Raw genomic sequence first — 12,804 nt, 5'->3', positions numbered from 1 at the left:
TTTACACGTCGGCGTCGGTGGGTTAGGCGCGGGGCCGAGGCGGGCCGCCTCAGGGGGTGAGCGGCGCGGGGAGTGGCTCGCTGTCGTGATCGGCGGCGACCTGGGTCGTCACCGAGATGTCGGCGATCGCCTCCGCGAGGCGCTGCGCGAGGTAGGCGTGCCCGGCCGTGGAGGGGTGGTCCCGGCCGATGTCGGAGGTGTCGATCACGTCCCGGTGGTTGTCAGCGGTGATCCACTCGCCGGCGAGGGGGGAGACGTACCACCAGCCGCGGGCCGCGGCGAGCTCCCGCAGGTCGCGGTCGATGCGAGCGGTCTCGGCCTCGACGGGAAGCACCTGGGGTGCGGGGCCGAGGATGACGATGCGCGCCTGCGGGTACGTCGCCGTCAGGTCGTCCCATGCCGCGGTGACGGCTTCGCGATAGCCCGCAGCGCCCTGCCTGCGGTCGTTGATCGACCCCTGCACGATGACGAGGTCGGGGGAGAGCCCGGGGTCGAGTGCGGCGATGCGCTCGCCATAGGCGCCGCCGCCGCTGCCCGGCTTCACGTAGCCGCTGCCGCGCACGCCGTCGACGACGGCATCCCAGCCCTGCAGGTGCGCTGCCACGTACGCGTACCCCCGCGTGAGGGTGGTCGCCGCCGACCCGTAGGTCCAGGAGTCGCCGAAGATCAGCACGCGCGGCGCCGCGGGCAGGTCCAGTGCAGCGGGAGCGTCGGCCGCCACCGCACTGCCGGCGCCGGCGTCGGCGGCGGGCGCTGAGGGCGCCGGCCACGGGCGCCACACCGCCAGCAGGCAGATGGCCGCGACCGCGACGATCAGCACCGCGAGCGGCCACGCCGCGCGTCGGCTGCGCGGGCGTGCGGTGAGCGTCACGCTTCGAGGGTAGGTCACCGCGGAGCGCCCCGCACCCGGGCGCCCTGCCGCGCTGTCCGCACCGTTCCGGGGTGCCCCTGGCCGCGTGCGAGGATAGCCCGGTGCTGCGCAACGTGACCGCCGAACTCGACCTCGAACTGGGGGCGGACGTCGACCTGATCCTGCAGATCACAGCGGCTCGCAGCGCGCACCTCGTGCAGGAGCGGCTCACCGTGATGCAGGACGACGGCGCGGTCGCGGTCACCGAGATCGCGGACCCCGCCGGGGCGCGACTGCACCGGCTGCGGGGCCACGCCGGACCGCTGCAGGTGCGCTACGAGGCACGCGTCGCCGCGGGTGCCGCCGCACCCGCCGCGAGCGGGCTCGAGACGATCACGTACCTGCGGCCCAGCCGCTACTGCCAGTCCGACGAGGTGTTCGCGCAGGCGCGGCGCCAGTTCCGGGGGCTGTGGGGGCGAGAGCTCGTCGCCGCGGTCGAGGACTTCGTCGCCACCACCACCACGTACACCCTCGGCTTCAGCCAGGGCACCGACTCCGCGGTGACGACGCTGAGCAGCGGGCAGGGGGTCTGCCGCGACTACGCGCACCTCGTGATCGCGCTGCTGCGGGCGATGGACGTTCCCGCCCGCTATGCCGCGTGCTACGCGCCGGGCCTGCGGCCGATGGACTTCCACGCCGTCGCGGAGGCGTACCTCGACGGTGCCTGGTACGTCATCGACGCCACCCGGCTGTCGCGACGCAGCGCCCTCGTGCGCATCGCGACCGGCCGCGACGCCGCCGACTGCGCCTTCCTCAGCTACCACGGCGGCTACGTCGGGCTCACCCGCATGCAGGTGGACGCGCACCTCGTGCCCGACGGCGCCGGCGACGATGCCGCGGCCGCCGCGCTGGCGGCATCCGATCCCGCCGCGGACGACCCCGCGGCGCTCGTGCAGCTGGCCTGAGCGGTCGGGCGTGCACGCCCCGCGTAGAATCGGAGGGTTATGGATCCTGAAGCCCTCTCCGCTGTCCTGCTCGACGTCGTCCGCCCGGCCGCCGAGGCGCGACGCGCGGGCTCGACCGAGGGTCTGACGCCCGCCGATCTGCCGCTGGACCGGCCCAAGAACCGTGACCACGGCGATTGGGCGTCCAACGCGGCGCTGAAGCTCGCGAAGGCCGTGGGGGCCAACCCGCGCGAGTTCGCGGCCGAGATCGCCGAGGCGCTCGCCGCCGTCCCCGGCATCGCCTCGGTCGAGGTCGCCGGTCCCGGCTTCATCAACATCCGCCTGGATGCCGCGACCGCCGGCGCCCTGGCGAAGACCATCGTCGAGATGGGGGCCGCCTTCGGCCGCAACGACAGTCAGCGCGGCAACACGATCAACCTCGAGTTCGTCAGCGCCAACCCCACCGGTCCGATGCACATCGGACACACCCGGTGGGCGGCGCTCGGCGACGCGATGGCCCGCCTGCTGCTGGCCTGCGACGCCACGCTGGTGCGCGAGTTCTACATCAACGACGCCGGTGCGCAGATGGACCGCTTCGGCGCCTCCGTGCTCGCCGCGATGAAGGGCGAGCCCACGCCCGAGGGCGGCTATGCCGGGGCGTACATCGATGAGCTCGCCCAGCGGGTGCAGGCCGCGGATCCCGGCATCCTGGACCTCCCCGCCGATGAGCAGCTGGTCGCCGCACGCGACCGTGCGTACGAACTGCAGCTCGGCGAGCTGCAGGCGTCGCTGGCGAAGTTCAACGTGCACTTCGACGTCTTCTTCAGCGAGCGGCTGCTGCACGCCCCCGGCGCCGACGGCGGACCGAGCCTCGTCGAGGAGGCCGTGGAGCGCCTGCGCGCCCAGGGTCATGTGTTCGACCAGGACGGCGCGGTGTGGGTGCGCACCACCGACTTCGGCGACGACAAGGACCGCGTCATCCGTCGCTCCAACGGCGAGTTCACCTACTTCGCCGCGGACGCCGCCTACTACCTGAACAAGAGCGACCGCGGGTTCCAGCACAAGATCTACCTGCTGGGCGCCGACCACCACGGTTACGTGCACCGTCTGAAGGCGCTCGCCGGTGCCGCCGGTGACGACCCCGAGAAGGACATCGAGGTGCTGATCGGGCAGCTCGTCTCGATCAACGGCGCCCGCCTCTCCAAGCGCGCGGGCAACATCATCGAGCTCGACGACCTGCGCGAGTGGCTCGGCACCGACGCGCTGCGGTACTCGCTCGCGCGCTACCCCGCGGACTCCCCGCTGACGCTGGACCCCGAGATCCTGCAGAAGCGCACCAACGACAACCCCGTCTTCTACGTGCAGTACGCCCACGCGCGCACCCACAACGTCGCGCGCAACGCCGCCGAGAGCGGCGTGGACCGCAGCGCCTTCGCTCCCGAGCTGCTGACCCACGAGACGGAGTCGGCCCTGCTCGGCGCGCTGCAGGAGTTCCCGCGCACGGTCGCCTTCGCCGCGGAGGTGCGCGAGCCGCATCGTGTGGCGCGCTACCTCGAGGAGCTGGCGGGCCTCTACCACCGCTGGTACGACAACTGCCGCGTGATCCCGCTCGGCGACGACCCCGTCACCGACCTGCACCGCACCCGCCTGTGGCTCAACGACGCGACCGGCCAGGTGCTGCGCAACGGCCTGGACCTGCTCGGGGTCACCGCGCCGGAGCGCATGTGACATGACCGGCGACACGCACCCCACCCAGCCGCTTCCCGACCCGTCGGCGCAGTGGGTGCTGTCGTCGGGGGAGCCGCCGCGTCGTCCCCGCCGGACACTGCGGTGGGTCGTCGCGGGCCTCGTCGTGGTGGTGCTCGCCCTCGTGGCCTGGTTCGCCGGTGAGGCGATCGCGCGCGGCATCGTGGTGAACACGATCCGCCAGCAGATCGTCACCAACCTGTCGCTCCCCGAGGATCACCCGATCGACGTCGACGTGCCCGGCGCGGTGCTGCCGCAGCTGATCGGCGGCAGCCTCGACGAGCTGCGGATCTCCTCCGCGGACGTCTCCTTCGGGCCCTTCACCGGTGACATCGCCGTCGAGGCCCGCGACATCCCCGTCAGCGGGGAGCGCACGATCCGTGATGGCCGCGCCACCGTGACACTGGACCAGCCGCAGCTGCAGGAGCTGCTGTCGTCCGTGGATGGGTTCCCCGCGCAGTCGGTGGGCCTCGCCGAGCCCGACATCACCGCGACGATCGAGCTGTCGCTGTTCGGCGCGCAGATCCCGGTGGGGCTGTCGCTGACCCCCGGTGCGAAGGACGGCGAGCTTGTGCTGACGCCCTCGAGCGTGCAGGTCGCCGGGTCGGACATCGGCGCCGACGAGCTGCGACGTCAGTTCGGCATCGTCTCCAATGCGGTGCTGCGCGATTGGCCGGTCTGCATCGCGGCGTACCTGCCGCAGGGGCTCACCCTGAGCGAGGTCGCCGTGACCGGCGACGTGCTGCGGGCGCGCTTCGACGTCGCCGACGACATCCTGGTGGACCGCACGCTGCTGGCCGACGGCGCCTGCTCCTGACCGCCTGCTTCTGAATCGCCTGTCACACCGCGTCGCACGCACGGCCCCGCGGCGACCGTTGCCCTAGACTGCTTGCAACGTCGGCGCGTGGATGATCCGCCCGGCATCAGGCCGCTGCTCCGCCAGGTGCAGCTTCCCGTATCCCACCCGATTGGTCTGCTCCGTGTCCGCCTCGCCCGCCCGTGTGTCCGTCCCAGAGTGGCTCGTCGAGCCGGAGGACGCCGACGTGCTGGTCTCCGGCGTGTGGCCGGACTCGGCCGTGCGCGACGCCGACGGCGTGGTGCGGCTCGGGGGAGTGCCCGTGACCGAGCTCGCCGCCCGGTTCGGCACGCCGCTGTACGTGCTCGACGAGAACGAGGTGCGCCGTCGTGCGCGCCGTACGCGCATCGCCTTCGACGAGGCCGCCGCCCGGCACGGCACCACCGCGCAGGTCTACTACGCGGGCAAGGCGTTCCTCTGCACCGAAGTCGTGCGGTGGGTCACCGCCGCGGGACTGTCGATCGACGTCGCCACCGGCGGGGAGCTCGCCGTCGCGCTGGCCGGCGGCGCCGACCCCGCGCGCATCGGCTTCCACGGCAACAACAAGAGCGAGGCCGAGATCGCCCGCGCCGTCGAGGTGGGTGTCGGATCGATCATCGTCGACAGCGACATCGAGATCACCCGGGTCGCGGCCGTCGCCGCCGCCCACGGCGTCGTGCAATCGGTGCGGGTGCGCGTCAACAGCGGTGTGCACGCCGAGACCCACGACTTCCTCGCCACCGCCCACGAGGACCAGAAGTTCGGCTTCACGCTGTCGCGTGCCGACGAGGTGGTCGCCCGCATCCGCTCCCTCGGGAGCCTGGAGTTCGGTGGGCTGCACTGCCACATCGGGTCGCAGATCTTCGGCACCGCCGGGTTCGCGCAATCCGCCGCCCGCCTGGTGGAGGTGCACGCGCGGCTCCTCGCCGACGGGCCGGTGCCGGTGCTCAACCTCGGCGGCGGCTTCGGCATCGCCTACACCTCGGCCGACGACCCCACACCGATCGAGGAGCTCGCGGCGGGCATCGTCGACGCCGTCGCCGCCGAGTGCGCGGCGCACGGCATCCCGGTCCCGGTCGTCGCGTTCGAGCCCGGCCGCGCGATCGTCGGGCCGGCAGGGGTCACCCTCTACGAGGTCGGCACCGTCAAGCACGTGCAGGCGAGCGACGATCTGCAGCGGCTCTACGTGAGCGTCGACGGCGGGATGAGCGACAACGCCCGGCCGGCGCTGTACGGCGCGCACTACAGCGCGCGCGTCGCCTCGCGCCGCAGCGATGCCGCACCCGCCCTGGCGCGCGTCGTCGGCAAGCACTGCGAGTCGGGCGACATCGTCGTCGACGCCGAATACCTGCCGGGTGACGTCGCCCCCGGAGACCTGCTGGCCGTGCCGGCGACGGGGGCGTACTGCTTCTCGCTCGCCAGCAACTACAACTACATCCCCCGCCCGCCGGTCGTGGCGGTCGCCGACGGGTCCGCGCGCGTCATCGTGCGCGGCGAGACCGTCGACGACCTGCTCGCCCGCGACGTGGGGGTCGCATCGACGAAGGGAACCGCATGACCGATCACCGCCGCCTGCGTGTCGCACTGCTGGGAGCGGGAGCTGTGGGCGCCCAGGTCGCCGACCTGCTGCTCACGCACGGCGACGAGCTCGCCGACCGCGCCGGTGCCTCACTCGAGCTGGCGGGGATCGCCGTGCGCGACCTCGACGCCCCGCGCGACGTGGATCTGCCGCGGGACCTGTTCACCACCGACCCCGACCCGCTCATCGCCGGCAGCGACATCGTCATCGAGCTGATGGGCGGCATCGAGCCGGCACGCACGCTGATCCTGCAGGCGATCAACTCCGGGGCCGACGTCGTCACGGCCAACAAGGCGCTGCTGGCCACCCACGGACCGGAGATCTTCGACGCCGCCGACCAGGTCGGCGCGTCGGTGTACTACGAGGCCGCGGTCGCCGGTGCGATCCCCATCGTGCGGCCGCTGCGCGACTCGCTCGCCGGTGACCGCGTGCAGCGCATCATGGGCATCGTCAACGGCACCACCAACTACATCCTCGACCGGATGGATGCCGAGGGCGCCGAGTTCGACGACGTGCTCGCCCAGGCTCAGGCGCTCGGCTACGCCGAGGCCGACCCCACCGCCGACATCGAGGGCTACGACGCCGCCCAGAAGGCCGCGATCCTGGCGAGCCTCGCCTTCCACACCGCCGTGCCGATCGAGGCCGTGCACCGTGAGGGCATCGTGGGGATCGACAAGGCGATGATGGATGCCGCGCGCCACGCGGGCTACGTCATCAAGCTGCTGGCCGTGTGCGAGCGGCTGGTCGGCGAGGCGGACGCATCGCCCACCGGCGAGGCCATCTCGGTGCGCGTGTACCCGGCGCTCGTCCCGCGCGCCCACCCGCTGGCGAGCGTGCACAGCGCGAACAATGCCGTGTTCGTGCAGGCCGAGGCCGCCGGCGACCTCATGTTCTACGGCGCCGGCGCCGGCGGCCTGCAGACCGCGTCGGCCGTCCTCGGCGATGTCGTCTCGGCGGCGCGACGCCATATCGCCGGTGGTGTCGGGGTGGGGGAGTCCACCCGTGCGAACCTGCCGGTGGTCCCGATCGGGCACGTCACGACCCGGTACCAGATCACGCTCGAGGTCGACGACCTGCCGGGTGTGCTGGCGTCCGTCGCCGGCATCCTCAGTGATGGCCGGGTGTCGATCGCCACGGTCGAGCAGAACATCCTGTCCGGGGCCGACGTCCCCGGCGCAGAGCAGGAGGCGGGCGTCGCCCGGCTCGTCATCGGAACGCACACGGCGCGTGAGCAGGATCTGAGCGACACGGTCGCCCGGCTCGCCGAGAGCGGCGTGGTCGGACGCGTCGTGTCCGTGCTGCGCGTGGAGGGGAACTGACATGGCACATCTCTGGCGCGGGGTGCTCCGCGAATACGCCGACCGGCTCGGGGTCACCGACGCCTCGACGGTGGTCACGCTCGGCGAGGGCGGCACGCCGCTGATCCCGGCGCCGGCCCTGTCGCGGATGACCGGTGCCGACGTGTGGGTGAAGTACGAGGGCATGAACCCGACCGGCTCGTTCAAGGACCGCGGCATGACGGTCGCGCTGTCGCGCGCCGTCGAGCACGGTGCGAAGGCGGTCATCTGCGCGTCGACCGGCAACACGTCGGCCTCGGCGGCCGCCTACGCCGCGCACGCCGGCATCACCGCCGCGGTGCTCGTGCCCGAGGGCAAGATCGCGATGGGCAAGCTCAGTCAGGCCGTCGCCCACAACGGGCGGCTGATCCAGGTGCGCGGCAACTTCGACGACTGCCTCGAGATCGCCCGCGAGCTCGCCGAGCACTACCCGGTGCACCTGGTCAACTCCGTCAACCCCGACCGCATCGAGGGTCAGAAGACGGCCGCGTACGAGGTCGTCTCGCAGCTGGGCGATGCGCCCGACTTCCACTTCATCCCCGTGGGCAACGCCGGCAACTACACCGCCTACTCCCGCGGCTACCGCGAGGAAGCCGCGCGCGGCGCCGCCACCCGGGTTCCCCGCATGTTCGGCTTCCAGGCCGAGGGCTCCGCGCCGCTCGTGCGCGGTGAAGTGGTGCGCCACCCTGAGACGATCGCCAGTGCGATCCGCATCGGCAACCCCGCCTCGTGGGAACTCGCCCTCGAAGCGCGGGACGCCACCGACGGCTGGTTCGGCGCGATCGACGACGAGCGCATCCTCGCCGCCCAGAAGCTCCTCGCCGGCTCCGTCGGCGTCTTCGTCGAACCGGCATCCGCCATCAGCGTCGCCGGGCTGCTCGACCGTGCCGAGGCCGGCATCGTGCCCGCCGGCGCGCGCGTCGTGCTCACCGTCACGGGGCACGGGCTGAAGGACCCGCAGTGGGCGCTGCGCGCCGCCGACGGGTCGCAGGTCGAGCCGACGGTCGTGGATGCCGCGACGAGCGAGGTCGCCTCGGTGCTGGGGCTGGTGGCGGAGGCCACCGCGTGAGCGCACCCTCGCCGGAGGTCGCGGCGGACGGCGGTGACGCCGAGGGGCGCACCGTCGTCGTGCGCGTGCCGGCGACCAGCGCCAACCTGGGTCCGGGGTTCGACACCCTGGGCCTGGCGCTGAGCGTCTATGACGAGCTCACCGTGACGGCGCTGCCCGACGGCGAGCTGGACATCGAGGCCACCGGGGAGGGCGCCGACGACATCCCGCGCGACGCCTCCCACCTCGTGGTGCGCTCGATGGCCTACGCCTACGAGGCGTGCGGGCGGCGGATGCCGGGTGTGCGCCTGCGCGCCCACAACGTGATCCCGCACGGCCGGGGCATGGGCTCCTCCGGCGCGGCGGTCGTCGCGGGGCTGCTCGCGGCGAAGGGGCTGCTCTCCGGCGACGTCGAACTCGGGCCCGATGCGCTGCTGCGGCTCGCGACCGAGCTGGAAGGGCACCCCGATAACGTGGCGCCCGCCCTCTTCGGCGGCCTCACGATCGCGTGGATGGACCCCGACGGGCCGCAGCACAAGAAGCTCATCGTCCACCGCGGCGTCGCTCCGCTGCTGCTCGTGCCCGCCTTCACGATGTCCACCTCGCTCGCACGCAGCCTGCAGCCGCTGCAGGTGCCCCGTGAAGACGCCGTCTTCAACGTCTCGCGCTCCGCGCTGCTCATCGCCGCACTGACGCAGAGCCCGGAGCTGCTGCTGGCGGCCACCGAGGACAAGCTCCACCAGAACTACCGGGCGCAGGCCATGCCCGAGACCGATCGTCTGGTGCGTGCACTGCGGGCGGAGGGATTCGCCGCGGTCGTGTCCGGGGCCGGCCCCAGCGTGCTGGTGCTCGCCGACGGCCCAGGGCAGCGTCTCGTGGCCGCCGAGGTCGCGGCTGCCGTGGCGGACACCCCGTGGGAGCCCCTCATGCTCGCCGTCGATGTCAAGGGTGGTACAGTGAGGGACCAAACGGAGGGTTCCACGTAAATCGTGAATCTGGCCTCCGTCGCAATTCTGCGAACTGTCGCTTGTATCCCGATCTGATCGCGTCGCGCCGTTTCCCCTGTTCCATCCGGGAAGCGCACGCACGGCCGCGACGATCGAACGCGATGCGGCATATCCGATGACACACAAGGGAGTACTCGTGGAGTCCATCTCCGAGATCCGTACCGACGGCGACACCGACGGCGAGAACACGCCGCAGGACGAGACCGTCACCACCGCGCCCGCCGAGGGTGCCGACGTCACCGACGGCGAAGACGCCGTGGCGACCGACGCCGAGGCGAGCGAGCAGACCCCGGCCGAGGCCGAGACGGCTGACGTCGTCGAGTCCGTCGCCGCCGTCGAGAACGGCGCCACCGAAGCGCCGGCCGCCGCTGCGGAGGAGAAGCCGGCGAAGGCGCCGCGCAAGCGTGCTCCGCGTCGCGCCAAGAGCAGCGACCTGGTTGCGCAGGCCGAAGCCGCCGCTGCCGAGGCACCGGCCGAGGCCGCCCCCGCCGCCGAAGCCGTTGCTGCCGCCGAGGACACCCCCGCTGCCGAGACGACTCCTGCGGACGGTGCCGACGCGCCGACCGCAGACGCAGCCCCGCCCGCCCGCGCCAAGGCGCCGCGCAAGACCGGCGCGCGCCGCAGCAGCAGCCGCTCCGTCGCCGCGGAGGCGGAGCCCGCCGCCGCGGAGCCCGCCGCGAACACCGACACGACGGACGCCCCGGCCGCGGACCGCTCCGAGCCGGCATCCGCCGCCCCGGACGAGAAGCCCGCAGCAGACACGGCATCCGCTGAGAAGTCCGCCCACGCGGCACCGGCCGAGAAGGCACCCGCCGAGAAGGCACCCGCCGAGAAGGCATCCGCCGACAACGCATCCGCCGACAAGGCCGGCGAGTCCGCGGGCGACGGCGAGCAGAACGAGGGCGAGGGCACGTCGCGTTCGCGCAGCCGGTCGCGCAACCGCAACCGCAACCGCAACAAGGACGGCAACGGCCAGAACGGCAGCGGCCAGAACGGCAGCGGGCAGAACGGAAACGCCCCGGAGCAGTCCGAGCGCGCCCCTCAGCCTGCCCCGTCCCACGCCGCGGACGACGACGAGTCGGGTCAGGGCGGCCGCGGGCGTCAGCGCAACAAGCGCCGTCCGCAGGGCACCACCAACGACGAGTTCGAGACCGAGATCGGCGAGGACGATGTTCTCATCCCCATCGCCGGCATCCTCGACGTGCTCGACAACTACGCGTTCGTCCGCACCACCGGCTACCTCCCCGGCACGAGCGACGTCTACGTGTCCCTCGGCCAGGTCAAGAAGTACCACCTGCGCAAGGGCGACGCCGTCGTGGGCGCCATCAAGCAGCCCCGCGAGAACGAGCAGTCCGGCCGCCAGAAGTACAACGCCCTGGTCAAGGTCGACTCGATCAACGGCCTGTCCGTCGACGATGCCGCCACCCGCGTGGAGTTCGGCAAGCTGACGCCGCTGTACCCGCAGGAGCGCCTGCGCCTGGAGACCGCCCCCGAGAAGCTGACCCAGCGCATCATCGACCTGGTCGCCCCCATCGGCAAGGGTCAGCGCGGCCTCATCGTCGCGCCCCCGAAGGCGGGCAAGACGATCGTCCTGCAGCAGATCGCGAACGCGATCGCCACGAACAACCCCGAGGTCCACCTCATGGTCGTGCTCGTGGACGAGCGGCCCGAAGAGGTCACCGACATGCAGCGCACCGTCAAGGGCGAGGTCATCGCCTCGACGTTCGACCGTCCCGCCGAGGACCACACCACCGTCGCCGAACTCGCCATCGAGCGTGCCAAGCGCCTCGTGGAGCTCGGCCGCGACGTGGTCGTGCTGCTGGACTCGATCACGCGTCTGGGTCGCGCGTACAACATCTCGGCCCCGACGTCGGGTCGCGTGCTCACCGGCGGCGTGGACGCCTCGGCGCTGTACCCGCCCAAGCGCTTCTTCGGAGCGGCGCGCAACATCGAGAACGGCGGATCGCTCACGATCCTCGCCACGGCTCTGGTGGAGACCGGCTCCAAGATGGACGACGTGATCTTCGAGGAGTTCAAGGGCACCGGCAACAGCGAACTGCGGCTGAGCCGTCAGCTGGCCGACAAGCGCATCTTCCCCGCCGTCGACGTCAACGCCTCGAGCACGCGTCGCGAGGAGATGCTGCTGTCGCCCGACGAGGTGAAGATCACGTGGAAGCTGCGCCGCGCCCTCGCCGGGCTCGACCCGCAGCAGGCGCTGGAAGTGGTTCTGGGCAAGCTCCGCGAGACGCAGTCCAACGTCGAGTTCCTGGTGCAGATGCAGAAGTCGATGCCCGCGCCCGGCGGCAGCAGCCACGCGAACGACAACAGCATCCGCTGACCTGACGGCGACCGTGTCCGATTCCGGCATGTTCGAGTCCGTCCGCGGACTGATCGACGAGCACCGCGCGGTGCAGGAGGAGCTCTCCGACCCCGCGGTGCACGCCGATGCCGCCCGCGCCAAGCGGGTCAATCGGCGCTATGCCGAGCTGTCGCGCATCGTCGCGGCCCACGACGCGTGGGTCGCGGCGGCGGACGACCTCGAGGCGGCGCGCGAGCTCGCGAAGGACGACGAGGCGTTCGCCGAGGAGGTGCCCGCTCTCGAAGAGCAGGTCACCGCCACGCAGGAGCGCCTGCGGCGACTTCTGATCCCGCGCGACCCTGACGACGCCCGTGACGTGATCATGGAGATCAAGCAGGGCGAGGGCGGCGCCGAGAGCGCGCTGTTCGCGGCCGATCTGCTGCGGATGTACGTGCAGTACGCGGCATCCAAGGGGTGGAAGACCGAGGTGCTGGACCGCAACGAGTCCGACCTCGGCGGCTACAAGGACGTGCAGCTCGCGATCAAGGGCTCATCGAGCGACCCGGCGCAGGGCGTGTGGGCTCATCTGAAGTACGAAGGCGGCGTGCACCGCGTGCAGCGCGTGCCGGCGACGGAGTCCCAGGGGCGCATCCACACCTCGACCACCGGCGTGCTGGTGTTCCCCGAGGTGGACGAGCCGGACGAAGTGCAGATCGACCAGAACGATCTGAAGATCGACGTGTTCCGCTCGTCGGGGCCCGGCGGCCAGTCGGTGAACACCACAGACTCGGCGGTGCGCATCACCCACGTGCCCACCGGCATCGTCGTGTCGATGCAGAACGAGAAGTCGCAGCTGCAGAACCGCGAAGCCGGCATGCGGGTGCTGCGCGCCCGGCTGCTGGCCAAGCAGCAGGAGGAGCGGGATGCCGCGGCGTCCGATGCGCGCAAGTCGCAGATCCGCGGCATGGACCGCTCGGAGCGCATCCGCACCTACAACTTCCCCGAGAACCGCATCGCCGACCACCGCACCGGTTACAAGGCGTACAACCTCGACCAGGTGATGGACGGCGCTCTCGAGCCGATCGTGCAGTCGGCGATCGCCGCTGACGAAGAGGCGCGACTGGCGGCTCTCGGGTCCTGAGGGGCGTTTCGGGCGGGG

10 protein-coding genes are annotated in these 12,804 nt (G+C 72.0%); 9 read left to right on the top strand and 1 reads right to left on the bottom strand.

Annotated elements, in window-relative coordinates; genetic code table 11:
• Window positions 1-49 precede the first annotated feature (49 nt).
• The gene (locus NQ165_RS10750; RefSeq protein WP_257533425.1) at window positions 50-871 is read right to left on the bottom strand and encodes an SGNH/GDSL hydrolase family protein; all 822 of its coding nucleotides are present in this window, start codon (window positions 869-871) and stop codon (window positions 50-52) included.
• A 101-nt stretch (window positions 872-972) separates the two neighbouring features.
• Between NQ165_RS10750 and NQ165_RS10745 the strand changes: the two genes are divergently transcribed.
• From NQ165_RS10745 to prfA, 9 genes are all read left to right on the top strand, one after another.
• A complete protein-coding gene (locus NQ165_RS10745; protein ID WP_257533423.1) occupies window positions 973-1,815 on the top strand; it encodes a transglutaminase family protein in 843 nt (280 codons plus the stop codon).
• 39 nt (window positions 1,816-1,854) lie between these two features.
• Complete coding sequence (locus NQ165_RS10740) at window positions 1,855-3,522, top strand: arginine--tRNA ligase (protein WP_257533421.1); 1,668 nt, start codon at window positions 1,855-1,857, stop codon at window positions 3,520-3,522.
• Between the two features lies 1 nt (window position 3,523).
• Entirely contained in the window at window positions 3,524-4,357 is an 834-nt protein-coding gene (locus NQ165_RS10735; protein WP_257533419.1) for a DUF2993 domain-containing protein, read from the top strand.
• 163 nt (window positions 4,358-4,520) lie between these two features.
• The gene (lysA, locus tag NQ165_RS10730; protein WP_257533417.1) at window positions 4,521-5,933 is read left to right on the top strand and encodes a diaminopimelate decarboxylase; all 1,413 of its coding nucleotides are present in this window, start codon (window positions 4,521-4,523) and stop codon (window positions 5,931-5,933) included.
• A complete protein-coding gene (locus tag NQ165_RS10725) occupies window positions 5,930-7,273 on the top strand; it encodes a homoserine dehydrogenase (protein WP_257533415.1) in 1,344 nt (447 codons plus the stop codon). Before lysA ends, NQ165_RS10725 begins: the two co-directional genes overlap by 4 nt.
• 1 nt (window position 7,274) lies before the next feature.
• Entirely contained in the window at window positions 7,275-8,360 is a 1,086-nt protein-coding gene (gene thrC, locus NQ165_RS10720) for a threonine synthase (protein ID WP_257533413.1), read from the top strand.
• Window positions 8,357-9,325 carry a homoserine kinase gene (gene thrB / locus NQ165_RS10715; protein WP_257533411.1) on the top strand — a complete coding sequence of 323 codons (969 nt, stop codon included), beginning with the start codon at window positions 8,357-8,359 and terminating at the stop codon, window positions 9,323-9,325. The genes thrC and thrB overlap by 4 nt, the downstream gene beginning before the upstream one ends.
• A 157-nt stretch (window positions 9,326-9,482) precedes the next feature.
• Window positions 9,483-11,684 (top strand): transcription termination factor Rho, encoded by a 2,202-nt coding sequence (rho, locus tag NQ165_RS10710; RefSeq protein ID WP_374940943.1) that lies wholly within the window; start codon window positions 9,483-9,485, stop codon window positions 11,682-11,684.
• A 28-nt stretch (window positions 11,685-11,712) separates the two neighbouring features.
• Window positions 11,713-12,786, top strand: coding sequence for a peptide chain release factor 1 (gene prfA / locus NQ165_RS10705; RefSeq protein WP_257533409.1), 1,074 nt, complete (start codon window positions 11,713-11,715; stop codon window positions 12,784-12,786).
• Window positions 12,787-12,804 lie beyond the last annotated feature (18 nt).

The sequence above is a fragment of the Microbacterium sp. zg.Y1084 genome, from assembly GCF_024623595.1.
GTDB classification, from domain to species: domain Bacteria; phylum Actinomycetota; class Actinomycetes; order Actinomycetales; family Microbacteriaceae; genus Microbacterium; species Microbacterium wangruii.
This window is presented reverse-complemented; position numbering and strand designations above follow the sequence as displayed.

What these genes read in the sequence shown, in the direction of transcription:
- NQ165_RS10740 (WP_257533421.1), top strand. Translation starts at nt 1,855, where the DNA reads ATGGATCCTGAAGCCCTCTCCGCTGTCCTGCTCGACGTCGTCCGCCCG.
- NQ165_RS10735 (WP_257533419.1), top strand. Translation starts at nt 3,524, where the DNA reads ATGACCGGCGACACGCACCCCACCCAGCCGCTTCCCGACCCGTCGGCG.
- NQ165_RS10725 (WP_257533415.1), top strand. Translation starts at nt 5,930, where the DNA reads ATGACCGATCACCGCCGCCTGCGTGTCGCACTGCTGGGAGCGGGAGCT.
- thrC (WP_257533413.1), top strand. Translation starts at nt 7,275, where the DNA reads ATGGCACATCTCTGGCGCGGGGTGCTCCGCGAATACGCCGACCGGCTC.
- prfA (WP_257533409.1), top strand. Translation starts at nt 11,713, where the DNA reads ATGTTCGAGTCCGTCCGCGGACTGATCGACGAGCACCGCGCGGTGCAG.